General features: G+C 55.5%; 20 protein-coding genes and 1 tRNA gene. 7 read left to right on the forward strand and 14 right to left on the reverse strand.

All coding sequences use genetic code 11. The annotated features are described in order from the left end of the window. Positions 1-200: 200 nt before the first annotated feature. On the forward strand, positions 201-1,607 hold the full coding sequence (gene aspA / locus CHB83_RS17415) for an aspartate ammonia-lyase (protein ID WP_045689115.1): 1,407 nt from the start codon (positions 201-203) through the stop codon (positions 1,605-1,607). Positions 1,608-1,714: 107 nt separating this feature from the next. Here aspA and CHB83_RS17420 read toward each other — a convergent pair whose 3' ends face one another. Continuing rightward, a complete protein-coding gene (locus tag CHB83_RS17420) occupies positions 1,715-2,101 on the reverse strand; it encodes an STAS domain-containing protein (protein ID WP_179225555.1) in 387 nt (128 codons plus the stop codon). 203 nt (positions 2,102-2,304) lie between these two features. Between CHB83_RS17420 and CHB83_RS17425 the strand changes: the two genes are divergently transcribed. Continuing rightward, positions 2,305-2,703, forward strand: a complete 399-nt coding sequence (locus tag CHB83_RS17425; protein ID WP_089333550.1) for a hypothetical protein — start codon at positions 2,305-2,307, stop codon at positions 2,701-2,703. A 115-nt stretch (positions 2,704-2,818) separates the two neighbouring features. On the opposite strand, the gene CHB83_RS17430 is transcribed toward CHB83_RS17425, so the two are convergent. Together CHB83_RS17430 and CHB83_RS17435 are read right to left on the reverse strand one after the other, a co-directional pair. Next, positions 2,819-4,915, reverse strand: coding sequence for a glycoside hydrolase family 97 protein (locus CHB83_RS17430; RefSeq protein WP_089333592.1), 2,097 nt, complete (start codon positions 4,913-4,915; stop codon positions 2,819-2,821). A gap of 362 nt (positions 4,916-5,277) precedes the next feature. After that, a complete protein-coding gene (locus CHB83_RS17435; RefSeq protein ID WP_089333551.1) occupies positions 5,278-5,802 on the reverse strand; it encodes a hypothetical protein in 525 nt (174 codons plus the stop codon). 282 nt (positions 5,803-6,084) lie between these two features. Between CHB83_RS17435 and CHB83_RS17440 the strand changes: the two genes are divergently transcribed. After that, positions 6,085-6,681: a DUF4202 domain-containing protein gene (locus tag CHB83_RS17440; RefSeq protein WP_089333593.1), complete on the forward strand. Its 597-nt coding sequence runs from the start codon at positions 6,085-6,087 to the stop codon at positions 6,679-6,681. A 4-nt stretch (positions 6,682-6,685) separates the two neighbouring features. On the opposite strand, the gene cobA is transcribed toward CHB83_RS17440, so the two are convergent. The 7 genes from cobA to nirB form a co-directional block, all read right to left on the reverse strand. Then, positions 6,686-7,426: a uroporphyrinogen-III C-methyltransferase gene (cobA, locus tag CHB83_RS17445; protein WP_089333552.1), complete on the reverse strand. Its 741-nt coding sequence runs from the start codon at positions 7,424-7,426 to the stop codon at positions 6,686-6,688. 23 nt (positions 7,427-7,449) lie between these two features. Beyond that, positions 7,450-8,151, reverse strand: coding sequence for a precorrin-2 dehydrogenase/sirohydrochlorin ferrochelatase family protein (locus CHB83_RS17450; protein WP_089333553.1), 702 nt, complete (start codon positions 8,149-8,151; stop codon positions 7,450-7,452). Positions 8,152-8,197: 46 nt separating this feature from the next. Continuing rightward, positions 8,198-9,697, reverse strand: coding sequence for a rubredoxin (locus CHB83_RS17455; RefSeq protein ID WP_089333554.1), 1,500 nt, complete (start codon positions 9,695-9,697; stop codon positions 8,198-8,200). An 18-nt stretch (positions 9,698-9,715) separates the two neighbouring features. Continuing rightward, entirely contained in the window at positions 9,716-13,225 is a 3,510-nt protein-coding gene (locus CHB83_RS17460) for a nitrate reductase (RefSeq protein WP_089333555.1), read from the reverse strand. A 41-nt stretch (positions 13,226-13,266) separates the two neighbouring features. Next, positions 13,267-14,577 carry an MFS transporter gene (locus CHB83_RS17465; RefSeq protein ID WP_089333556.1) on the reverse strand — a complete coding sequence of 437 codons (1,311 nt, stop codon included), beginning with the start codon at positions 14,575-14,577 and terminating at the stop codon, positions 13,267-13,269. A 49-nt stretch (positions 14,578-14,626) separates the two neighbouring features. Continuing rightward, positions 14,627-14,977 carry a nitrite reductase small subunit NirD gene (gene nirD, locus CHB83_RS17470; protein WP_045689086.1) on the reverse strand — a complete coding sequence of 117 codons (351 nt, stop codon included), beginning with the start codon at positions 14,975-14,977 and terminating at the stop codon, positions 14,627-14,629. A gap of 79 nt (positions 14,978-15,056) precedes the next feature. After that, a complete protein-coding gene (gene nirB, locus CHB83_RS17475) occupies positions 15,057-17,561 on the reverse strand; it encodes a nitrite reductase large subunit NirB (protein WP_089333557.1) in 2,505 nt (834 codons plus the stop codon). A 513-nt stretch (positions 17,562-18,074) separates the two neighbouring features. Here nirB and CHB83_RS17480 point away from each other — a divergent pair. After that, positions 18,075-18,752 carry a PA2169 family four-helix-bundle protein gene (locus CHB83_RS17480; protein WP_055562166.1) on the forward strand — a complete coding sequence of 226 codons (678 nt, stop codon included), beginning with the start codon at positions 18,075-18,077 and terminating at the stop codon, positions 18,750-18,752. A 118-nt stretch (positions 18,753-18,870) separates the two neighbouring features. Here the strand turns inward: CHB83_RS17480 and CHB83_RS17485 are convergent. From CHB83_RS17485 to CHB83_RS17500, 4 genes are all read right to left on the reverse strand, one after another. Continuing rightward, positions 18,871-18,952: transfer RNA gene (locus CHB83_RS17485), tRNA-Leu, on the reverse strand. A gap of 24 nt (positions 18,953-18,976) precedes the next feature. Further along, positions 18,977-19,513 carry an iron-sulfur cluster co-chaperone HscB C-terminal domain-containing protein gene (locus tag CHB83_RS17490; protein ID WP_089333558.1) on the reverse strand — a complete coding sequence of 179 codons (537 nt, stop codon included), beginning with the start codon at positions 19,511-19,513 and terminating at the stop codon, positions 18,977-18,979. A gap of 157 nt (positions 19,514-19,670) precedes the next feature. Further along, a complete protein-coding gene (locus CHB83_RS17495) occupies positions 19,671-19,982 on the reverse strand; it encodes a putative quinol monooxygenase (RefSeq protein WP_045689089.1) in 312 nt (103 codons plus the stop codon). Between the two features lie 124 nt (positions 19,983-20,106). Continuing rightward, entirely contained in the window at positions 20,107-20,883 is a 777-nt protein-coding gene (locus CHB83_RS17500; protein WP_045689090.1) for an SAM hydrolase/SAM-dependent halogenase family protein, read from the reverse strand. Positions 20,884-21,068: 185 nt separating this feature from the next. Between CHB83_RS17500 and CHB83_RS17505 the strand changes: the two genes are divergently transcribed. The 3 genes from CHB83_RS17505 (at position 21,069) to CHB83_RS17515 (ending at position 25,248) form a co-directional block, all read left to right on the forward strand. After that, entirely contained in the window at positions 21,069-22,184 is a 1,116-nt protein-coding gene (locus CHB83_RS17505) for a PhoH family protein (RefSeq protein WP_082455342.1), read from the forward strand. Positions 22,185-22,395: 211 nt separating this feature from the next. Continuing rightward, entirely contained in the window at positions 22,396-22,833 is a 438-nt protein-coding gene (locus CHB83_RS17510) for a GNAT family N-acetyltransferase (protein WP_045689091.1), read from the forward strand. Between the two features lie 180 nt (positions 22,834-23,013). Next, the gene (locus CHB83_RS17515) at positions 23,014-25,248 is read left to right on the forward strand and encodes a ComEC/Rec2 family competence protein (protein ID WP_089333559.1); all 2,235 of its coding nucleotides are present in this window, start codon (positions 23,014-23,016) and stop codon (positions 25,246-25,248) included. Positions 25,249-25,389: the final 141 nt, after the last annotated feature.

The raw sequence follows: 25,389 nt of genomic DNA on the forward strand, positions 1-25,389 counted from the left end.
GCTGTGGGCTATAACTGGGCAAAGCTAGGGCGTTTGGGCCGATACTAGCTAGTAGGAAGGCGCGGAAGGTACAAGTAATCAAATAGATACAGAAATATCTTTGCTTAGTCCAGTGCCGAGCACCGAAGCAGCCTAGTATAGTCGGTTGCCATTGTTCAGGTGTTTTTCGTAGAATGGGCTTTCCAACAGACCACCCTTCTATGCAAACCACCCGCGTTGAGCACGACTTTCTAGGCGAACGAGCTATTCCAGAACACGTCTATTATGGTATTCAGACCCTAAGAGCCATTGAGAACTTCACTATTACGGGCATTCCACTGCGGGTGGAGCCGCTATTTGTGCAGTCGCTGGCTTACGTGAAGAAGGCGGCTGCCATGGCCAACCGAGACCTAGGCGTATTAGACCCTACTATTGCTGACTACATCCTGCGGGCCTGCGACCGGGTAATTGCGGGAGAGATGGACGACCAGTTCCTGACGGATATGATTCAGGGCGGAGCCGGTACTTCCGTCAACATGAACGCCAACGAGGTTATTGCCAACGTGGCCTTGGAACTCATGGGCAAAGCCAAAGGCCAGTATGAGTTTTGCCACCCCAACAACCATGTCAACTGTTCGCAGTCTACCAACGATGCCTACCCGACGGCTTTCCGCATCGCGCTCAGCAATAAGCTCATCGGCTACAGCAAGGCGCTAGGCGAACTAGCCGATGCCTTTGCGGCCAAAGGCGACGAGTTTCGCAATGTGCTGAAAATGGGCCGCACCCAGCTGCAGGATGCGGTGCCCATGAGCATGGGCGACGAGTTTCGGGCCTTTGCTACCAACCTGCGCGAGGAACTGCTGCGCATTGAGGATAGCCGCCGCCTCATTAGTGAAATCAATATGGGCGCTACGGCTATTGGAACGGGGGTAAATGCGCCGCATGGCTACGCCGAGCTGGTAACCAAACACCTGCGGGATGTAACAGGCCTCGACCTGATCCTGGCCGGCGACTTAATTGAAGCTACCTACGATACGGGCGCCTACGTGCAGCTTTCGGGTGTGCTGAAGCGTACGGCGGTGAAGCTCTCTAAAATCTGCAACGACCTGCGCCTGCTGTCCTCAGGGCCCCGCGCGGGCCTGTTTGAAATCAACTTGCCGCCCTTGCAGCCCGGTTCCAGCATTATGCCCGGAAAAGTAAACCCGGTAGTGCCCGAAGTAGTCAACCAGACGGCGTTCTACGTCATTGGGGCCGACCTGACCGTGACCATGGCTGCTGAAGCTGGGCAGTTGCAGCTGAACGTGATGGAGCCGGTTATTTCCTTTGCTCTGTTCACCTCTATTTCCTACATGACCAATGCTTGCCACACCCTGCGCGAAAAGTGTGTGGTTGGCATCACGGCCAACGCGCAACACGCCGAGAATGTAGTGCGCAACAGTATCGGTATCGTGACCCAGCTCAACCCCGTCCTAGGCTACGAAACCGCGGCAGAAATTGCGAAGGAGGCCTTGAAAACCGGCAAGTCGGTGTACGAGGTGGCCGTGAAGGAGCGCCAGTTGCTGACCCAGGCAAAGTGGGACGAAATATTCACCTTCGAAAACCTCATCCGCCCGGATTTTATCCGCTAGCTACCCCCTAGTGGGCAGATAGTAGAAAGGCCCCGGACTGGTACAGTCCGGGGCCTTCATATTTTCAAATTGTTGGGTTTGCCTAGGTACAAGTACTCGCAAAGGCTCTACGATGCATAGCCCAGGCTGCTTCTGTCTAGGCTGCCTAGCGGGGCTGGGTAGGTGGCAGCCGGCTGGGTACGTAGCAACAAGTGCAGGCCCGTGTCGGAAAGCTGCTGGGTTACTTGCTCGTTAAAGTTACACCAGTACAACCGCAGGCCCGCTTGCTGAGCTTCGCGCTCAAGCTGAAGCATAGTTTGCTGTCCTTCACTGCTGATAGCAGCTAGGTGCTGGCAATCTAACCAAAGGGTGTTGATGGTACCGCGTAGTAACACCTGGCGTACTGCCTGCAACAACTGAGTTGCTTCGGCAGACCCCGAGCAAGTGCCATGCAGGCTCAGCCCGATTCCTCCCCAATTGCCTCCTACATAAATAGTTAAAGATGTCCTCTGCATATTCCACACGGGTTTGGCCACCACCTGAGGGCTCATCTGTAAAACTACAGAAATGAGTACGCTTGTTCAAAATATATATAACGAAAATACGGATTTTTTGAATAAAACTATACAAGGTTAAATACGTTACTTAGATACATACCATTTATTCTATTTATGTCTAGCTTGTGTATTCCCGTGCTTCTGTTCAGTCCACTTGCCTCATGGCCGATTCCATTCAAAATGAAGCAGGTGTGCTTCGACAAAATTCTGCCGGGTATTTTCACTTAACATGGCTGCCCGGCTCTACCAACCAAACAGCGGTGCAGCAGCTTCTGGAAAAGCTTTTGCAGCAGCTGCAGCAAACCGGCTGCACACGGCTGCTTTCCGACCAGCGTCAGCTAGGTGCGTATAAGGATGAGCTAGTGAGTTGGTTAGTAGTGGATTGGCTTCCTCGCACTGTGGCAACGCCCTACCTTCAGCGTACGGCTATTCTGCCGCCTACCCAGTTGTATGTGCGCATGCAAACCACCTATTTGTTTGAAGAAGCCTTTAGTCGCTACGGGTTGGTCAGCCGCACCTTTCAGGAGCAAGAAGACGCCATTGCCTGGCTACTAGAGTAACTAGTGCCGAAACCATTCTAGCGCAGCAGTGCGCCTGCCATCATCTAAAAGTAAAAGCCTCGCTGCACACAGTGCAACGAGGCTTTTGCGTAGTAGGCACGCTAGTGCGGAAGGATTACCGCCCAGCTTCCATCAGGCTGATGGCGTAGCCGCCGCCAGGGGCGCAGTACTGCGTCAGCTTGGTTTTGTTCGTGACGTTAACCTTGCGGATTTCGTAGGCCTGCGGGTTCTTCTCGTAGTGAGCATCCTTTTTGTCGGCGTAGATGGTTGCCACGTACTTCTTACTGGGGTCCAGGAAACTCAGGTTGATTTTAGAAGTGCGGCCGTTCTCATCACACGTGCTGCCCACAAACCAGTTGTTCTTGCCCTTGGCTTTACGAGCATAAGTGATGTAGTCGCCGGGCTCGGCTTCCAATACTTTTGTGTCGTCCCAATCTACAGCTACGTCCTTGATAAACTGGAAGGCTTCGAGGTGCTTGTTGTAAGTTTCGGGTAGGTCGGCGGCCATTTGCAGGGGGCTATACATCGTTACGTACAGGGCCAGTTGTCGAGCCAGGGTGCTGTGCACGAAGGACGTATTGCTGGGGTTGTAGGCGCTGATCTTGGTTTGGAAGATGCCAGGTGTGTAGTCCATGGGGCCGCCAATGAGGCGGGTAAAGGGCAGAATGGTCGTGTGGTCGGCATTATTACCACCAAACGACTCGTACTCGGTACCGCGGGCGGCCTCGTTGCCGATTAGGTTGGGGTAGGTGCGGGCCAGGCCAGTAGGGCGCACGGCTTCGTGGCCGTTCACCATGATTTTATGCTCAGCCGCCTTGGTCAGCACGTAGTTGTAGTGGTCTACCATCCACTGGTCGTAGTGATGGTGGCCCAGCGGCACGATGTCGCCCACGTAGCCGGTTTTCACCGCGTTGTAGCCGTACTTGTTCATGAACTGGAACGCCGTGTCCAAGTGCCGCTCGTAATTGCGTATTGAGCCGGAGGTTTCATGGTGCATAATCATCCGAACGTTCTTGCTGGCGGCGTAGCGCTGCAACTCCTGCACGTCGAAGTCGGGGTAGGGCGTCACAAAGTCGAACACATAGTCTTTGTGCTTGCCAAACCAGTCTTCCCACCCGGTGTTCCAGCCTTCCACAAGCACAGCATCAAACCCGTGTTTGGAGGCAAAGTCAATGTACTCCTTCACGTGGGCCGTGTTGGCGCCGTGGGTGCCATTGGGCTTTACTTTGGAGTAGTCAATAGAGTCGAGCTTGATGTTTTCTTGGTTGGTGTACGACCAGGTGCTTTTACCCGTAATCATCTCCCACCAAACGCCCACGTACTTTACGGGCTTAATCCAGGATACGTCCTTGAACTTGGTAGGCTCGTTGAGGTTCAGCACCAGCTTCGATTCCAGAATATCGCCCGCCCGGTCGCTCACAATCACGGTGCGCCAGGGCGAGTTGGCCGGCGTCTGGAGCAGTCCTTTGTCGCCCACGGCATCTGGCGTCAGGTGCGACTCCAGCACGAAGTTCTTGTCGTCCAGCTCCAAGTGCATGGCCGAGTAGTCAATCAGGGCCGCCTCGTGGATGTTGATATACAAGCCGTCTTTGCTCTTGAGCATGAGCGGGGTTTGTACTCCCGTGGCCGAGAAGGGAGTTTGAGAGGCGTTGGGCGTGGTAGCTGCCTTCATCTTCCCGCGTATCTCCGACAGGTTCGACGTGACGGTGCTGTACTCCTGGGTGTCGTAGTCGCCGGGGAGCCAGAAAGCCTTATGGTCGCCGGCCAGGGCAAACTGCGTGCGCTCCTCCTTAATGGTGAAGTAGTCGAGGCCTTTCTGCTGAGGAAACTCGTAGCGAAAGCCCAGGCCATCGTCGAACACCCGGAACCGTACCCGCATCACGCGGTTGGTTTGGGCCTGGGTGAGCGTGACGGCCAGCTCATTGTAGTGGTTGCGGATGTTTTTAACCTCGCCCCATACCGGCTGCCACGTTTCATCGAAGGAGCGGCGCTGGGCGCTAGTTTGGGTAAAGCCGCTAGTCAGCGAGGTTGTATTTTTTAGGTCCAGGCCGAGGCGGCTGGTTTTAAGCACCGGCCGTCCTTTGTAGGTAAGGCTATAAGTAGGCACGCCGCCTTCCTGCACATTTACGCTGAGGGTGAACTGCTTATTGGGCGACTGAATGTCCTCGGCTTGGGCTAGGCCCGCAAGCAGGGACAAGCACGCTACTAGCATGGTGCGCCCACTCCGGCGGGCGGAGCGCGATATCCAGGAAGAAGAAACGACGGGGCGGTTTCCAGAGGAAGCCGACCGGCTGATGCGGTCAAAAAGCATGGTGGGAAGGGGGAAAGAAGGGTTCGGCGTATCTTGACTGTGCTAGGGCAAAAGCCCAATAACATCTGTAAGGTACGCCGTCGCAAGTTGTCGCTCTTCCCGCCGGTTTGCTACAGCGTAGTTGCCTGGTTTCCGTGCGCTATTGACTAACAGCCATTTTGTACACCTGGCTTGCACCGTATAGCGCCCGTAGTTTTTAGTAGGGTTCCCTAATGGGTAGCCGCGCACCACAGGCCGGAACAACTACGCCATACTGAGTCTGCTTACATGCCTGCGGGCGGTGCCTGGGGCGTGCTGCGCAGGGCCTGCTTCATCTCCTGCTCCTTCAGTTTTTTGCAAGTCAGCACAATCAGGGCATCATTGCTCATGGCATTTTCGTCGTAGCTCATGTGTACCTTCTGCCCGTTCCAGGCGTAGCGCTGAATGTAGGGGCTGCTCTGCACCCCTGGGCCTGCCTGAGCCTGCAAGGCCTCCAGCACAGCACGGCTGTTGTGCAGGCCGCGGGTCTTGACGAGGATTACGGCGAGCCTGCCCTGGTAGAAGCCGTACGTCACGTCGGCTACTTCGCCCGTGCCAAATTGCTTTTGCTCGCCCTTGCGGCGGTAGTAACTCGTCTTGCCCGCTTTTTCGGCTAGGGCCAAATCCCGGTATGCAGAAGGAACTGTCTCGAAGCGAGCACCCCGAAAGCCATACGTTTCGTCTAGGGTAGTGAGGCTGGGCGTGGGCTCCTGGGCCAATACACCACCAGAAAAAGCAATCAGGGAGACGAACGTAGCAACGACTTTCATACGGATATTACGGCTATGACTTGGCTCAACGGGTATAAGTGAGTAGGTCATGAAAGAATACAATACTGCAAAGAAAGTTATAAGTCGCGTATGTGCGGCACTGCCGTAGGCGTAATCTGGTTACTTTAGTAAGTGGTAGCCTTGCAGTAAGTAGGTGTTTAGCAGACGGCGGCGGTACTAGCTTCTGCCTGTTCGTAGCATGACACGTTGTACGTGGCCTACGTACTTATTTTCTGGCAGAGCATGTACCTTGTTGCTCTATTCCACTTGCGCTTTTCGTTTATGAGTTCCGATTCTCGCTTCTCCGCTGCTCTTGCTCAGTTTGATGCCGCTAACGCCGAAGACCCCAATCAGGAAACAGACGCCGACGGGCGGGTATGGCCAAAGGAACTCCTGTACGGCCATCGGATGAGTGACTGCCTGGCCCGCGTGGCGCCTGATGCCCCGGAGGCCGTGCAACTAGCTGCTCGCTGTCAGCACATCCGCCGCTGGACCATTCCGCGTCACGACTTTCCTATGGATCGGCCGGGCTACCACCAGTGGCGCAACACACTTAAGAAATTCCACGCCACCCTGGCCGGCGAAATCCTGACCGGAGTAGGATACGATCAAGCAACCATAAAACGCGTGCAGGCCTTACTACAAAAGCAGCAGCTCGCCCACGACGCGGATGTGCAGCTCTTGGAAGACGTAATCTGCCTGGTATTTTTGGAGTACTACTTCCTCGACTTTGCCCAGCATCACCCAGAAGAGAAAGTTATTGACATTGTGCAGAAAACGTGGAAGAAAATGACTTCTAACGGTCATCAACTGGCCCTGCAACTGCCCCTGCCGGCCCCCGCCCACGCTTTGGTGGCCAAAGCCTTAGGGGCAGCCTAGGGTACTATTCTTTGACAACGGGGTGCCCCAAAGCCACTACCTCGCCGATAACGATAAGCGCCGGATAGGTAATGCCATGTGTAGCTACTAGTTCGGGTAATTGAGCTACGGGACCCACTGCCAGTTTGCGGTGGGGGAGGGAGAGGTGCTGAACCACGGCTGCTGGCGTGTCGCCTTTGCCCATGTCGCGGTAGGTCCGGGCAATTTCTTCGGCTTTCATCAGCCCCATGTAGAGTACAACGGTAGAGTTGCTGTGCATGGCCAGCCGCAGGTCGGCGGAAAGCGAACCGTCTTTTTTAGTACCCGTCAGCAGCCAAACGCCCTCGCTGATAACGCGGTGCGTCAGCGGAATATCTTCGAAGCCCAGCGCCTGCATACTGGAAATGCCCGGTATGTAGTGGGCTGCAATGCCGTGGGAACGGGCGAATAAGACTTCCTCAAACCCCCGCCCGAAAATGAAGGGGTCGCCGCCCTTCAGGCGCACTACCCGCCCATGAGCCAAGGCCTTCTCCCGAATGAGCTCGTGAATAGTCTCCTGGGGCGTATACTCGCCATAGGGCTTTTTACCTACGTAAATGCATTCGCAAGCTGTAGGGGCCAAGGCGAGCAACTCCTGGTTGGCTAGGTTGTCGTAGAGAATAACTGCGGCCGTTTGAAGCACTTTGTAGGCTTTGATGGTCAGCAATTCCGGGTCGCCGGGGCCGGCGCCCACTACGTATAGCTCGGGCGTTGGGGCAGGCATCATATGGTAGGGTCAATTACGGGCGGCTATCTGTTTGCTTGCGTCCTCTGCCACCGGGCGGCAGCCAGCATGCCGGTAGTGAGCAAAGCGCCCAAGGCCACCAGCCGCCAGCGCCGCGTGGCCGGTGCTTCGTAGCCGGGGGCACCGGTTAGGCCAGCCGTTACGGCATCCAGCGCCCGCACTTTGGCTGCAAAGTCGCCGGCTAACTGCTGCCGAATAGCGGGCATCTTCTGAAGCACGGCATCCAGCTCGTCGGGAAGCGCCGTTTCAAGTACGCTCCGCAAGCGCTTCGCCACCGTTGGCGACTGCCCGTTGGTAGATACTGCTACTTTGAGGGCGCCCTTTTGCACCACCGATGAAAGGTAGAAGTCGCACAATGCGGGCGTATCGGCCACATTCACCAGCAAACGCCGGGCGTGCGCAGCCTCCCGGATACGGCGGTGCAGCGCGGGGTCATCGGTAGCGGCAAATACTATATCGGCTTCGTCGAGGTAGGCATCTGTGTACTCGCCCTGATGCAATTGCACGGCCGGATGGCGGGCAGCAACCTTCTGCAATTCCGGCAGAAAAGTAATGCTCACTACACTAACGGCGGTGTTCGGGCTGTTTCGTAAAATAGCCGACAGCTTTTCCAAGCCCACGTTGCCCCCGCCCACCAAGAGTACGCGCAACTGTTCGAGCTTCAAAAAAACGGGAAAAAGCGGATTGGCAATGGGGGGGGATGACATGAAAACAGAACTAGTGAAATAGGTACTTCATACGTATGCCCGGCACTTAGGGCGACATTATAGAAGCATCTTCTGGCAGCGCCGCCGGGTCGTGCCACTGTTCAAACTCGGTGGCCGGCGCTTCGCAGGTAGGGCAGTGGTAGGAAGGTAAGCTAGCCCACGGGGTGCCTGGGGCAATGCCCTGGCCCGCGTCGCCATAAGATTGGTCGTACACAGTCAAGCAGCGGCGGCAGCGCGGCAGCGGGGTACTCGCGGCTCCAGGCAGGGGCAGATTATGGGAAGCGGCCGATTGCTCTGGTGCTGGTGCGGCCGTAGCATCGCGCTGGGCATAAAACTGGTGGCACAGCTCGGCAAGGTACCAGCCAAGCTGGTCGCGGCGTACTTGCTGGCGGAAGAGCACGAAGTCGCGGGAGTTAGGGTTGAAGTCGCGGGTATGCAGAATTTCGTACTGGGTACCAACGCGGGCCGCCTGCGTGCGGATGATGATGGAGCCGAAAAGACCCGTTTGGGGTTGCGTCTTAATGGCGAAGCACAGTTGGTAGGTGCGCACATCTTCCTCGTTGAGGTAGCGCACTAGCTCATGCTTGAGGGCTAGGCCGTCGGGGCAACGATCTTCCACCTGCCAGTTGAGTTCGTTGGCGGCGTGGCGTACATTGAGGCGATGGCGCTGCAACACAGTGTCCCACTGAGCGCGGTCAGGGAGGGCAATGCCTTTTATCACCAATGATTTCCAGGGAGTGGTGCACAACTGCCCGATGCGAGTATGCAAACACAGGCGACACACATCCTGCAAAAAAGCTACGGCAAATTGCTCATTGCGCCGGTAGATTCCCAGCCACAGTTGCTGGCCGCTGCGGTTAAAGCCCTCGTAATAAGGCAGCGTGAATGTAGGCACCAGCAAAGGACTGGCCTCGGCGGTAGGAGCAAGCGGTTGGGTAGCGCTGATATGCGCGAACAACCGAGCTCCGGCCGTTGCGGGGGCGCCATCGTAGTCTATGGCAGTGCTTAGCAGTGCCTGCTCGATGGCTGCACTCAGGATGGGAACGTCCTCGGAGTAAACCAGCTGAGGCCATGTATACAGGCCGCCCGCACGTGGAAACCGCACGTACAGGTGCCAATGGTTGCTAGTTTCGGCGGCAATGAAGTTGAGGTGGCCCGTGAAAAATGGCACGAACGTTTGTCGGCTATCAACCAGGTTGATTTTTAACTGGGGCTGGTAGTCAAATAGGTCTAGAATGTCCTTATACACGCCTTCGCGTAGCCACGTAGCGTTGTAGAACACGTCCTCGCCCACGTACGAGCTCATGATGTTGGGATGCGCCTCCTTGTAAGGCTCGCCGGGCACGCCCACGGCCGCAAGTGCTTGCAGCAAGGTCCAGCGGCGGCTTGGCTCCACCGCCAACAGGAGTTGTTGCCGATGGCCGAACTGCACATGGTCAATGCCGGCCGCCTCGGCAGCAGTCAGCACGGCCAGTAGGTCGCCGGCGGGCACAATGCCGCCCGGTAAGTTTACAGCGACGATGGAGAGGGGGGAGGCAGCAGTCATTGGTAGGGGCAAGGGTAGTTAGCCAGCAGTAGGCACCAGCAGAGCTAGTTCGGCGGCCAAAAGCTGTTGCACTTCCGGCCGGCACGAGCCGCACCCGGTGCCCGCGCCCGTGGTAGCGCACAGCTCCGGCACGGTATCGCAGCCGGCGGCAATGGCTTGGCGCAGGTTGTCGGCTCCCACGTTGTTGCAGCTGCATACCAGCTTGCCCAGCACGGGCGTTGGCGTGCGGCCACTGCGCAGCAGCTGGAGGCGTTTGTCGCTTAGCTCGGTGCCGTTCGCAATCAACTCCCGAAATTCCTGAAACTCACTTTTGTCGCCGATAAGAATGGCCCCCACCAGGCGGTCGTGGTGAATGATGCACTTCTTGTAGTAGCGCTGGGCCTTATCAATGAAAACAATCTCTTCGTACTCAGTCGAGTTCGGGCATTCGGGGAGGCCAATGCTGCACAAGTCAAATCCGTGAATCTTGATGATGTTCATGAAGGTGCTGCCGCGGTAGTAGCTGCTCACGTCGCCGCTGAGGTAACGCGCCACTACGGCTGCCTGCTGCTCGGCCGCCGCCGTGATGCCGTAGAGAGTGCCCTCAAATTCGGCAATTTCACCTAGGGCATAGATGTGTGGGTCACTGGTTTGCAGCCGTTCGTTTACCAGTACCCCCCGGCGGCACTCTAGCCCGCACTCGCGCGCCAGCTCCAGGTTGGGCACTGTGCCAATGGCCATGATGAGCGCATCGCAGGACAAGCGGCGCCCACTTTTCAGGCCTATTCCTGTAAGACGCGCGCGGCCGTAGTACAGCTCAACTTCGTCGTTGAAGTACAAATCACAGCCCTGATCTAGCATTTCCTCTTGCAGAAGCTGGCTGCCTAGGGCGTCGAGCTGCCGGTCCAGAAACCGGGAGATGCGCTGCACAATGGTAACGCGGGTGCCTATTTCCCGCAGAGAGGCCGCCATTTCCAGCCCCAGCAGGCCGCCGCCCACAATTACTACGTGCGCCTGAGCCGGCAAGTGGCGCTTAAACTCATCGGCATCGGTGCGGCTGCGCATGGTGAAGATACCCGGTAGCGTAGGCACGTTGCGGGGCACATTGGCGCGGCTACCCGTTGCCAGCAGCAGCACGTCGTACTCGGTGCGCTTGCCTCGCGAGTCCACCACGTATTTCTCGGTCCGGTTTATTTCCTCTACGCTCACGCCGCGCAGCAGCCGGATATTATATGCGGGCTCCTCGTGGTCTTGCATCTTCACCAGCTGTTCCCATGCCTGGTGCCCGCTGATGTAATCGGGTAGCATCACCCGGTTGTAGAAAGGGAAATCCTCCTTGCTGAAAATCGTAACCTCGTCTTCCTGGTTAAGCTCCCGATAAGATTTGACGAAGCCGTAGGCGCCCGCTCCGGCGCCCACTACCACAATGCGTTGTTTGGGCTTACGATACTTTTCTAGCTGTACGGCGCAAAACTTAAAATCGGGCTCCTTAGAAATGGGGTCTAGCGTGGCCGAAGTCACGTTGTTGGCGCGGTTCAGGTCGGAGCCCAGAATTTTCCCCCAGTGCATGGGCAGAAATACCACGCCCGGTCGGATGCCCGTTGAGAGCCGGGCTGCCACCCGTACCGTACCCCGGCGCGACTTCACAGTCAATAAATTACCTTCGCGTACGCCCAGCGCCGCGGCGTCTTGGGGGTGTACTTCTAAGTAGGCCTGCGGGGTGTGCTGGTTGAGCTTACTGACTTTGCCCGTTTTGGTCATGGTGTGCCACTGGTCGCGGATGCGGCCGGTGGTGAGAATAAACGGGAAGTCATCGTCGGGTGCCTCGCTACGGAAGGTGGCCGTTACCGGATGAATGATGGCCCGGCCCGAGGGCGTGTAAAATTGCTGATCGGTGAACAGCCGGGCGGAGGCCTGTGGCTGACCGGACCGGTAGGGCCACTGCACGGACCCTTGCTCTCGGAGTACAGTATAGTTCAGGCCCGAAATATCGAGGGTAGTGCCGGCCGTGAGGCGGGTATGCTCTTCGTATATCGCCTCCGTGGTTGGAAAGTCGAACCCCGGGAAGTTCAGGGCGCGTGCAAAGCGACAGATGATTTCGGCATCGGGCAGGGCCTCGCCCGGCGCTTCCACTACCTTGGGCAGGTAGCTAATGCGGCGCTCCGAGTTAGTCATGGTGCCTTCCTTCTCGGCCCAGGCCGCAGCGGGTAGAATTACATCGGCGTACGCCAGAGTTTCGGGCTTGGTGCTAATGTCTTGCACTACCACAAACTTGGCCTTAGCCAGGGCAGCTTCTGCCTGGCGCACCTGGGGCAAACTCGTGAGCGGGTTGGTGCAAATAATCCAGATAGCTTTGAGACGTCCGTCTTCCAGGGCCTCAAACATTTCGGTGGCGGTGTAGCCTGGCTTCTCAGCCAACGGACCACTGCCCCAAAACTGTTGTACTGCCGCCCGGTGCTCAGGGTTGGCTAGGTTGCGGTGAGCCGGCAGCAAGTTGCTGAGGCCGCCTACCTCGCGCCCACCCATGGCGTTGGGCTGGCCAGTAAGGGACAACGGGCCAGCGCCGGGTTTGCCAATTTGCCCGGTGATAAGGTGTAGGTTCAGCAAGCTAAGGTTCTTATCCACCCCCATGGCACTTTGGTTGAGCCCCATAGTCCACATCGACAGAAAGCCCTTGGCGGCCCCAATGTAGGCTGCCGCCAGCCGAATATCGGCTTCGGCTACTCCGCATAATTGGGCCGCTTCTTCCAGGGTGCGCGCAAACACCAACTGCCGGTAGGCCTCATATCCTTCGGCGTGCTGCTCAATGAAGGCTACATCAATGTCCCCGTTTTCGATGAGGGCCCGCGCCAAAGCTTGGTGCAGCACTACATCGGTACCGGGAAGAACTTGTATGTGCACGTCGGCTAGGGCAGACGTGTCCGTAGCGCGGGGGTCTACCACTACAATTTTGACGTGGGGGTTGGCGGCCTTGTGGGCTTCTACCCGTCGCCACAAAATGGGGTGGCACCACGCGGGGTTGGCGCCCGTCACCAAAAAGCAGTCGGCCAGTTCAATATCGTCGTAGCAAACCGGTACGCTGTCTTCGCCCAAGGCCATTTTATACCCTACCACCGCGCTACTCATGCACAAGCGGGAGTTGGTATCAAGGTTGTTACTGCCAATGAACCCCTTCATCAGCTTGTTGATGACGTAGTACTCTTCTGTCAGGCACTGGCCCGAAGCATAGAAGGCTACCGAGTCGGGGCCATACTGCTCAATAAAAGTGCGAAATACGGCCGCGGTGCGGTGCAGAGCTTCCTCCCAACTCACGCGCTGTAGAGGCCGACTTTTGCTGTAGCGCATGTGTGGGTACAGCAGCCGGTCGCTCCGGTCGTTCACGGTGTATTGCAGGTTTAGGCCTTTGCTACACAAGGCACCTCGGTTTACGGGGTAGGCAGGGTTGCCAGTGACGGTGACGTCACCGTTCTTTTCCGGCTTAACTAGCACACCGCAGCCCACGCCGCAGTAGCAACACGTAGAAGGAATAGCAGGGGAGGCAAGGGGCATACACAGGAGGCGCTAGGGTATTGGAAGCTGCAAAAAATGGCTTAAGCGCCGGCCAGCGCCATTGGAGCCGTTTCGGTTGCTTCTTTCAGCACTAAGCGGAGCAGCAGCACGAGGCCTCCTACCACGGCCACGCCAACACCGATGTACAGAAACGCCATAGTGTAGCTGATGGTAGCTGACTTGAACAGAAATCCTACCAGCATAGCGCCCAGGTTGCCGCCAGCGCCTACAATGCCGCTTACACTACCAATGGCCTTGGTATTCACGAATGGCACGATGGAGTAGGTGCAGCCGTTGGCCATTTTTAGGAACAAGGCAAACACCAGCATGGCCGCAATAGCCAGGGGTAGGCTAGGTGCCAGCGCAAAGGCGGCAATGCCTACCCCCTCCAGTAACAGCAAGCCGCCCAGCAACATCCACTTGCCCTGAATGCCGTAGGCACGGCCGGCCCGGTCGCTTACCACGCCGCCCAGGCCGCGAGCAAAGATGTTCATGAAGCCAAAAATGCCCGCTAGCATACCAGCCGCTACCAGTGTAGCACCAAAGTGGTCCACAAAGTACACGGCGGCTACATTATCAATGGTGATTTCGATGCCAAAGCAGGCCCCGTAGGCAAGCCCCAAGATCCAGGTGCGGTAATCACGCAGGGCTACCATAAAGGTGCCCTGGCTTTTCACGGCTGCATTGCGCTGAATGTCGGCGTAGTTGCCGCGGGGGGTGTCTTGGGTGTACTTGTAGTACAGGGCCGCCATCAAAAGCAAAATCACGCCGGGTACTACCATAGCTAGGCGCCAGGAGTTGGCCTTATCTACGTAACCCAGGCTCACGAAACCCGCGGCCACCAGCGGCATCACCATGTTGGCAATGCCCCCTCCCAGGTTACCCCAGCCACCCGCTACGGCATTGGCTGTGCCTACCACGTTGGGCGCAAACATCATGGAGGTGTGAAACTGCGTGATGACAAACGAAGCTCCAATGATGCCAATAGCTAGCCGGAATAGCAGGAAGCTTTCGTAGCTATTGCTCAGGCCAATGGTTAGCACCGGAATGGCGCCTACCCCCAGCAAGATGGTGTAGGCGAGACGCGGTCCAATGGTATCGCACAGCTTGCCCATGATGAGGCGAGCCAGGATAGTAGCGGACACCGAGGCAATAACGATGTTGCCGATTTGCCCCTTATCAAGGTGAAGCTGCTCACGAACCAGAGGCATAAGCGGGGCAATGCCAAACCACCCAAAAAAGCAGAAGAAAAACGTAAGCCACGTCAGATGAAACGTGCGCATTTGCACACCCTTCGTAGCAAAGATGTTGAGCCGGTTTAGGGGCTGCTGAGCAGCAAGGGAAGCGTCCATGTGGGGGAGTAGGGCTAGGAGATACAGCAGAAGAAAATATTGGCGAGCATTAGGCTAACCCGATGTATACAACATCGCCCTCCACCTTGATGGGGTAGGTTTGGATGCTGCACTCGTCGCCGTTGAGGCACTCTCCCGTGCGCAGGGAAAAGGTGCGCTTGTGAAACGGGCAGGCCACCTTGGGCTCACAGGTTTCGCCGGTGCTGCCAATCATGCCCCGCGCCAGCGCCATCTGTTGCTTATGGGGGCACAGGTTTTGGGTAGCAAACCACTCGCCCCGACGGGCAAAGTTGAAAATAGCTACCTGCTCGCCCTCTACTAGGGCGCAGGCTCCGCCATCGGCGGGAATGTCGGTAGTATGGCACACGGGTAGCCAGGCTACGGCAGTGGTAGTCTCCATAAAAATCTATCCGTTAAGTGTTTGTGGTTGCTGAGCTAGGTAGGGGCAAAGAAGATGGAAGGGAAATAGACGGCCGGTTTTACCAGGCTTTTACCATCTTCTGTCCCCGCATTTCCTCAAATTCCATGGTAGGGTCTTTCACCTTCGGAGCATTCACGAAGTGGGTGAATTGCTTGCGCAGTTCAGGATTTTCTACCACTTCCTTCCATTCGCAGTGGTAGTTCTGGATGAGCAGGGCCATTTCAGCCTCCAGCTCAGCGCAAATACCGAGGCTGTCATTAATGACCACGTTCTTTAGATAAGCCAGGCCCCCCTCCATCTTGTTAAGCCAGGTGGCCGTGCGCATCAGCGGATCGGCAGTTTTGATATAAAACATCAGGAACCGGTCGAGGTACTTCACCACAGTATCCTTGTCGATGTCGGTCGCCAAAAGTTGGGCGTGTTGGGGTTTGGAGCCACCATTGCCACATACAAAGAGGTTCCAGCCCTTCTCCGTAGCAATAATACCGAAATCCTTGGCCTGGGCTTCCGCGCACTCGCGCACACAGCCGCTCACACCGCTTTTCAGCTTGTGGGGGGAGCGGATCCCCTTGTACCGGTTCTCTATTTCGATGGCAAATGATACGCTGTCGTGCAGGCCAAACCGACACCAGGTGCTTCCCACGCAGCTTTTCACGGTGCGCAACGACTTACCGTAGGCGTGTCCGCTCTCAAAACCCGCGTTAATCAACTCCTCCCAAATATCGGGTAGGTCGCTCACGTGGGCCCCGAACATGTCGATGCGTTGACCACCCGTAATCTTGGTATACAGGCCGTATTTGTGAGCTACCCTACCTATCACCATCAACTGCTCGGGCGTTACTTCACCACCCGCAATGCGCGGCACTACCGAGTAGCTACCACCTTTCTGGATGTTAGCCAAGTACCGGTCGTTGGTATCCTGAATCGTGTTATGCTTGACAATCAGATCATTCCAGAGTCCCGACAAAATGCTGCCAATGGCAGGCTTACAAGTTTCGCACCCGTCGCCCTTCCCAAAATGGTTGAGGGCCGCGTCGTAGGTACGGATGTCGTTGATCCTGAGTAGGTCGAATAGCTCCTGGCGGGAGTAGTCGAAATGCTCACACAGCACGTTTTTGATATACGCTCCCTGCGCCGTGAGGGTACCATTAATTAGGTCTTTGACCATAGGAATGCAGCCTCCGCAGCCTGTGCCGGCCTTGTTGCACTTCTTCATGGCATCTAGGGAGGTAACATTGAGGTCGGTGACGGCAGCGCAAATTGCACCCTTGGTCACGGCCTCGCACGAACATACCAGGGCATCATCGGGTAGGCTCAGTACACCGGCTCCTTCGGCTGCCTCGGCGCCCCGCGCCCCTAAAATGAGGTCTTCGGGATGGGGAGGAAGCGCAATCTTGTTATTGACGGTTTGCAGCAGCATGTTGTAGGCCTCCGCGTCGCCGATGAGTACGCCTCCGAGTAGCAGTTTACCGTCGGGGCTGATATTGATGCGCTTGTACACCCCGTTGTGGGCATCCTCGAATACAATAGAGCGGCTGTGTGGCTCAGCAATGAATGGGTCGCCGAAGCTGGCTACATCTACCCCAATAAGCTTAAGCTTGCTACTCATGTCGTACCCCGTAAAGGCACGGGTGCCCTGCGTGAGCTGGCTGGCTACTACCTCGGCCATGTCGTAACCTGGCGCCACCAATCCGTAGATCATGCCGCCGTGCAAAGCGCATTCGCCAATGGCAAAGATGCGTGGGTCACTGGTTTGCATCTCATTGTTTACCACGATGCCGCCGCGCATTCCCACTTCCAGACCCGCCAGCTTGGCTAGTTCATCCCGTGGGCGGATACCTGCCGAAATAACCAGCATATCAACTTCCAAAATAGAGCCATCGCCAAAATGCAAGGCCTCTATTTTTCCTTCCCCGGCAATGCTCGACGTAGCCTTGCTCAAATGAATTTGCAGTCCTAGCGCTTCCAGCTTGGTTTGCAGCATCTGACTACCAGCCGCATCAATCTGCCGCGGCATAAGCCGTGGAGCAAATTCTACCACGTGAGTCTCGGGCACGCCCAAATCGAGCAAGGCTTTTGCTGCTTCCAAGCCAAGCAGTCCGCCACCTAGTACTGCCCCGCTTCGAGCAGTAGCTGCACTGGCTTTAATTTCTTCAAGGTCCTCAATGGTGCGGTATACCATCACACCTTCTTTCTCAACTCCGGGAATGTCGGGCACAAAGGCCGACGAGCCAGTAGCCAGTACCAAGTAGTCGTAGGGCTGTATAAGGCCACTGCGTGAGTGTACCGTTTGGCTGGCGCGGTCAATTTCCAGCACGGGGTCGCCGAGGTGTAGCACTACCCCATGGTCGTGGTACCATTGTAGGGGCGCCATCAACAGATCGTCGGCCGTTTTGCCCCCGAAGTACTCGCTCAGGTGCACCCGGTCGTAAGCCACTCGCGGCTCCTCCCCAAAAACAACCAACTTGAAAACCGACGTTTTGGCGAGAAGCTTTTCACAAAACTTGTAGCCAACCATGCCATTGCCAATTACAACGACGGTAGGAACGTGCTGCGGTACCATAGGACCGAGAGGTTAAGTATACAAAAGAAGAAAAGTAAAGTGTGGGTGGAGCAGTAACTAGGAGCAATACACACCTATCAAGAAATAAGACTTTTGAAAAAAGCCTTAAATTATGATGGGTGTAGGTGTGTATATTCACAAATCTAGCAAAATACACCTCTCATGCAAGGGTGTTATTTGAATAAAAAGCAATTATTATATCAAAGTGACATAAAATTTATAGGTGGTGCAATTGTAAGCAGGTATAGGTGCCTGCACTACTTAGGTGATTAGGAACAGCTGCACGCGCAATACACTCTTGACAAACCAACTGGAGTAGCACACGCAAAATGCGTCCATCCATCTTGGATGAGGGCAGTATGCCTATGCGGTGAATAGGTTCTCCTTAAGTGTAAAAACGTGCTTACCCTAGTGCCGCACTTCACGAAGCGGAATAATAATAAGGTAAACTCAACCTAACGAATAGGTTACAGTGTGCGTAAGCCTAGCCACATACCATACTTTCTTTTAGCTATGAATCAGTCTTCAACTTCAACATCGCGCTCTGGTGGTCCCCTGCTCGACCAAGCTCTGCAATGGCTCAACCAAGGCAGCATGGCCGATATGATTGGACGAATCTCCCCTTCCTTGAAAAATGCGGGCAATAAGGTGACTACCAGCTATGATAAGCTGAGCACTACACAAAAGGTAGTAGGCGGAGCCTTACTAGTAATAGGAGTGGGCTACCTCGCTAGCCGCAACAAAAATGCTGCGCAACCTACCAGCCAAGCTAGCACATTGCAGGAACTGCTATACTTTGTAAATGACCGCATTGAAGGATATCAGCGGGCCGTTGACGAAAGTGAGGATGCAGAACTACGGGGCTATTATAAGCAGCTAGTAAGCCAAAGCCAGAAGTTTGCTAATGATTTAAATACTGCGCTGCGTCAGCAAGGAGCGGAGGAGCAAAACGCTACTACTCTCAAAGGAAAGCTGTACCGCCGCTGGATGGACGCCAAAGCAAGCCTTACGGGTCAGGACGAAAAAGCCATCCTCGGCGCCAATATATATGGTGAGGAATGGGCACTGAAAGCCTACGAAGACGCGCTTAGCCAGGGCACTTTGGAAGGAGGCGTTCGACTAGCAGTAGAACGTCAGTACGCCTTGTCGCAGAAGACCTACGACAAACTGAAAAAATTGGAAGCGAAATAGGGTTGCCAGCCGATGTTGCGACGTATTGCCCGTCGGCCTTTCACTTGCGAAAGGAAAATACCATAAAAAAGCGAGGCCGATACTTCACTGAAGTATCGGCCTCGCTTTTCTACTCTAGTACCCAGAGCCGGGGTCGAACCGGCACATCTTTCGATATTGGTGTTTGAGACCAACGCGTCTACCGATTCCGCCATCTGGGCATTTCAACCGTCCCTGTTGGTAGATCAGGAACGGGCTGCAAACTTAGCTAGACTTTCGCGAATGCGCAAGAGGTAGCGCTTTTTCAAATAATAAGTTCTGATCTGCTGTAGGGCTTGTGGGCGAGCATCTGCTGGTAGACCTTCGTACCCAACTAGTACTGGTTCAATGCCGGCATCTAGTGTGTCAGTCAGAGCGTTAACTTCTGTTTCTACCTTGGTGGTAGTAGCAGGATCGGGGTCAAATTCGAGCTCCATGAGTTGCTCATTCAGGTCCATAACTTCCATTAAAAAATCTGGTGGAAGCTCCTGTTTTCCTTCTTCTAGCAGACCGTGGCGGCTTAAAATGTACGCCATTCGGTGGTCAAAATCGGAAAGCGTGCGGTACGCATTCGTGTTGAGCGTGGCTAGGTCAAGGATTTCCTGTTGCCTCTCGGGGCTTTCAGTGGCGTGGAAATCGGGATGGTACTGGCGGCTGAGCGCGTAGTACTGGCGCTTGAGTGTCGCCTCATCCGGGCGAAATGTTTCGGGCAGGCTGTAAAAGCCAAAATAATCGGGAGTCATATGGGAAAAGAAAGGCAGTTGCTTCCGAAAGGTTTGGATTCTTCTACGCACGTAGGCACGGAGAGGTAAGAGGAAGCAGCAGTAGAAGCCGAAACGCGCGGCTTTGTTTATCTCTGTACTGAGGGTAACTAGGCCAGCGGAAGGTGTTTGGGCCCACCTACACAACTTTTTGCCCGGCAGGAGAAGTCGTTCGATGAACTGAAAACGCTAGAGGAGGAGTTGCGAACAGCCGCTTGGTAGCGGGCCACACTTCACCGAATAACTCAGAACGACGGTAAGTATTCAGCGCGTCGGCAGATTCCCAATGGCTATGGGTGCAGTAGATATGGGGCTGGTCGGCATCCTGCCAGAGTTCCAGCAGCTGACACCCCGGCATTTGACGGATTTTATTTTCCGACTCATGGAATAGGCGCAGAAAACTCTCTACTTGCTCAGGAAGAAAAGTCATGCGCACAATGCGTATCAACATAAGAAAAATACAAGTAGTGGGAATGCTGTAAAACAGGTGACAGGTTGTCACAAACTACTTAACATAATAAATATATAGAAAAAATACCCTTGTGTAGCAACATGAGGAGTGATTGTAAAGGATGCTAGGACTCGGTAGGGTAGCGTACATCCACCTGTGAATCGAAGTGGAGTCCTAGTAATTCTGAGGCGTTGCCTTGGTTAATTCCAATACACAATTGGTCTTGACTATTGAAAATGCAGACCACTTCGCCGGGAGTAGTAGCTTGGAAGTGCGGAAATATATCGCGCACGGTTTCGCGGGCGAAATGAATGGTGAAGCTGCGGTTGCGACCAATGACTTCCATGGCCGTGCGCGTGATATCGGTGACGAGGTTGCCATAGTGGTCAACGTGCACTACGTGACCCATAATGCGGTTATCCTGAAGGCGCAACTGCCTATTGAGTAGCTGATACACATCCGTTGTGAGTGGGCCCAGGTCTAACAGCCCGCCGCCCTTGGCTAAGTGCACCGCAGCTGGCACGAGCAGGTCGCGGGTGGGGGATGAAGTTGGCGACTGCCCAGCGGCCAACGTCACGAGGGCATCGGGCTGGCCGTCGCAGAGCAGAGGCAGAAGTCCATTATCAGCAGCAACGAAGAAGTGGCCCTGAAAGCTGGCGGCGTGCCATGCGGCGCGCGGAGCTCCCAAATCGTTGACGCCCACTAAATGCACGGTGCCAGCAGGAAAATCTCGGAATACTGCATTGAGCACATGTACTGCGTGTGCAATGTTGAAGGGCTCAACACCATGCGATATATCCAGTACCGGAACTTGAGGGGCAAGCTGGAGAATACGCGCTTTGACGGCCGCCACATAGTGGTCACGGTAGCCAAAATCGGATAGAAACGTAATCAACCCCATAGCCGGAAATTGTGAGTTCTTCGTACTATTGCCAGTACCCCTGCGCGGGCGGCAAAAGTAGGCGTTTTGCCGTGAATCGGGAATAGCAACGATTAGCGAATTTTTGCTGTTCTCCTACGCAGAGGATGGTATGGGCTCAGCCCGCCGGCTCTTTTCCTTCCCATTCGTTTTTAAATTCCCTCAGATTGGTCGAGAAAGTCATCACGCTCGAAAACGTGTCCCTCGTTGAGTTCTTGGGGCCCGATAACCAGAATATCCGCCAATTAGCGGCTGCTTTTCCGGGCAGTAAAATTATTTCCCGCGGCAATGAGATTAAAATCCAGGGGCAGACCCAGGTAATCAGCCGCATCAACGACATCCTGTCGGCATTGCTGGAGCATTACCATCAATACGGACAGATTACCGATAAAACGGTAAGCCAGTACCTAACCTCTGCCGATGAGGACCAGCAGGACCGGATACTAGCGGCTTCTCCGGATGTCATCTTGTTTGGTGCCAAAGGCGGCGTTATTAAAGCCAAGACTGCCAATCAGCAGCGCCTCGTAGATACGGTGCTGAAGAATGACTTGGTGTTTGCGCTGGGGCCGGCCGGTACGGGCAAAACCTACATCTCGGTAGCGCTGGCCGTGCGGGCACTCAAAAACAAGGAGGTCAAAAAGATCATCATTTCCCGCCCCGTAGTAGAAGCAGGAGAAAGCCTGGGCTTCTTGCCCGGCGACATGAAGGAGAAGGTTGATCCGTATCTGCGGCCCATCTACGATGCGCTGGAAGACATGCTGCCGCCCGAGAAGTTTAAGTTTTATCTTGAGAACAAGACCATTGAAATAGCTCCGTTGGCATACATGCGCGGCCGTACTCTTAACAACGCGTTTGTGTTGTTGGATGAGGCCCAGAACACCACGCCTTCGCAGCTGAAGATGTTCCTGACTCGGATGGGGCCCTCGGCCAAGGTGATGGTAAACGGTGACCGTAGCCAGATTGACCTACCTACCAAACAGAAATCCGGCCTGATTCAAGCCCTGGATATTCTGCGCGATGTAAACGGCATTGGGTTCGTGGAAATGACCTCCGAGGACGTCGTGCGCCACCGCTTGGTAAAGCAAATTGTGCAGGCCTACGACAAGTTCGATGTGCAAATGCAGAAGGATCAAGCTAATCAAGCCAACCGTGCTCCGCGTGAATACCAGCCCTACCGCCGCCCCAATGGCCCCGGCATGGCTGCTTCTGACCCAGGGCGCCACCCCGATGCCCGCCGTGAGGATGACGGCATGCAGGAGCTACCCGTCAACCACGAGCAGTAGGTTTGTTGTCTGCTTGGAGCCGCTGAATTACGGTGCGTAGATACCAGCGTATTTCGCATAGAAACAAAAAGGGCTGCCTCGAGCAGCCCTTTTTGTTGGGTAATATTTTCCGTCCAATGTTACTGGTGTGGTACTTTTGTGGTGCTGCCCACAGGCGGCACTACTACCCACTTGTGCGCCGGGCAGCAGTTCATTGTTTACTCTGTTGATTATGAAAGCTCACCGCATTACTGCTCCCCAAGACTTGGAATCTGCTTTTGCCATTCGCCATGAGGTGTTCGTGCAAGGGCAAAACGTACCGGCCGAAGACGAACGTGACATACACGACCATACGGACGCCATTCATTACCTCGCCCGTACGACCGATGGTACTGCGTGTGGAGCGGCCCGCTGGCGCCCCACGGAAAAAGGGGTAAAGCTGGAACGCTTTGCCGTGTTGGCCTCCCACCGTAACCAAGAGGCCGGGGCAGCTCTCTTGCGGGCCGTGCTGCATGATGTACGGGCGGCGCATCCTGCTGCCACGGTGTACTTGCACGCCCAATTGCCCGCCGTACGCTTCTACGAGCGTCATGGCTTTGAGAAAGTAGGGGAGAAGTTTGCCGAGTGCGACATTGACCACTACAAAATGCAGTGGAAACAACCTGACTAAATACTGCCCATTTAAAATCAGAAGCCGCTTTGCCACCAGCAAAGCGGCTTTTTTTATGAAGAATAAGTAATTTGTAATTTGCCTAGGGCGATTGAATTATGACTTCTTTTTACGACTTTACTTCTTGTATCCCTACTCCTTAGTGGCCGGGTAGTTATTCTCGATTATCAACTATACATTATGGGTATCACTTGGGCCCCCAATGCCTTTGTTCGGCTAGTGCTACCACTGATGGGTGGTATCGTAACCTACCTCTACCTAGGAGCCTCTTTGCCCGACTTACGGCTGGTAGTAGTGCTATTGGTATGCGTATATGGCGTCGTGCACGGGTGGGCGGCCCGGCAGCGCCACAGTGGTCCAATCGATATTGTGGGCTTGCTGGCAATAGCTACCCTGTACGTAGTGGGTGTGGCCCTAACCCAGCAAGCCACCGAAAGCCGAAGTGCGGTTCACCTGTATCGTTTTGGGTCCCGCGTTGAGTTCTACCGAGCCGTGGTGGATGACTACACTGTAGTGCGGCCGCTAACCTATGCTACTACCGTGCGGGTATCGGCGGTACGGGTGGGTGGTAAGTGGCAAGCGGCAGTTGGTGGCATTCGAGTATCTATCCCGCGCGACTCAGCTGTGGCCGCCCCGCAGTACGGCGAGGTGTGGTTGGTGCGGGGCGCGCCAGCACCCAGCAAAGCGCCTCTCAACCCCGGCGAGTTCGATTATCGACGCTACTTAAGTTACCACCAAGTATATCATCAGCAGTTCGTCCACCCCGATCAGTATCGGGTGCTTGCCCTGGAACCGCCAAGCGTGCTGCGGGCTATAGCCATGCGGGCAGCGCGTGTACTGGATGGGGTATTTCGTCACTACGTGCAGGCCAAACGAGAGTATGCGTTGGCTTCGGCTCTTGTGTTAGGTATTAAAGACGATGTAGATCAGGAAACCAAGCAGGCCTACGCCAACACGGGTACCACCCACATCATGGCCGTATCGGGCTTGCAGGTAGGCTTGTTGTTTGGCGTTGTGATGTGGCTGCTAAGCAAGGTGCCCGGCCGCCGGGGGCCAGGGCTGCGGCTGCTGACGGTACTAGTGAGCCTGGGCGTTATTTGGACCTACGCATTTCTTACTGGTTTATCAGCCTCGGTGCTGCGGGCCGCCGTTATGTTCTCCTTCATTATTGTAGCACGCGCCACGGCTCGGCAGACGTCTATGTACAACTTGCTGGCCGTGGCGGCGTTTGTGCTACTCTGCTACGACCCCTACCTGCTATGTGACGTCGGGTTCCAGCTTTCCTTTCTGGCTGTTCTGAGTATTGTATATCTGCAGCCGCGCATTGTGGCATGGCTAGAGCCCAACGATTTTTTCCTGAGCAAGCAGCGGCCGTGGCAGCCGCAGGCCGTGCAGAAGCTATGGAAGGGAATGGGCTGGATGGCAGAAAAAACATGGCAAGCCACGGCGTTGTCGTTGGCCGCCCAAGTAGCCACGTTCCCGCTGGGCTTATTTTACTTCCAACAGTTTCCGCTTAGCTTTCTGTTTTCTAATCTGATTGCCGTGCCCATCTCTAGCGTCGCCGTGTATGTAGGGCTGGTGCTGTTGGTATTGCATGGATTAATAACAGCAGTGGGCAGTATAGCACCTGGGCTAGCAGCGTTGCTTGCCTATGGGCCTAAGGGGGTGGCATGGGTGTTTGAGAAACTGATATGGGCGTTTAACGAGTATATTTTTTGGGTAGGGCGCACAATGCCGGGGGCCTTGATTTCGGGAGTACACGTGACGGCCCCGCAAACCTGGCTGATCTTCACTGTCATCTTCGCGCTGCTGGTTTTCTTTACCGTCAAAAAGCTGCCCTGGCTGGGTATAGCCTGTGCCCTGTTGGGCGTTTTTGCGGGTAGCCGGGTGTGGGCCGCCCAGCAAGTGGCCCCCGATGAGCAACTGGTAGTGTATAGCATACCGCGGCGGTCCGTAGTGGGCTTCTGGCAAGGAGCCGCCGCGGAGGTAGTCACGCTCGACTCTTTGCCCCTAACTGAAACGGAACGTACCTACCGCATTGTGCCCGGTATTATTCAGCGGGAGGCACGACGCGTGAACTACCACGCCGGGTGGCGCAGTTGCGGTGTGCCTGCCCGCGTAGCTGAGCCCGGCCTGGTATTGGCAGCTTGGCGGGGGCTGCGAATAGCCATCATCAACGGCCGACTTAGCGGAGCCCATCAGCCAGTGCCAGTCGATGCCGTGGTGCTGCGCCGAAATGCGCGCGTGCAACCGGCTGACCTAGCGGCTACGTTTGGCACCCGCGGATTAATTGTATTTGATTCTTCTTGCAAAAGCTGGTACGTAGCCCGGCAAGATTCACTCCTGCACCAAGTTGGTTTCCAGACGCATGACGTCACAGCGCAGGGTGCGTTCATCGTGCGCCCTGTGCAGTAGGCGGGGCCAAGAGAAACGTTGGTCGAAACCCGGCGGCTATTCCTGCGCTATAGAGTGTATGGCTAGCGGCTTTTTGTTACGTTTAGCGACTGTGTTCCTCGTGGGCACAATGTTGTTGGCGGGCAAAAGCCCGTATGTGCT

Origin of the sequence: Hymenobacter mucosus (assembly GCF_900188255.1) — a bacterium.
GTDB classification, from domain to species: Bacteria; Bacteroidota; Bacteroidia; order Cytophagales; family Hymenobacteraceae; genus Hymenobacter; species Hymenobacter mucosus.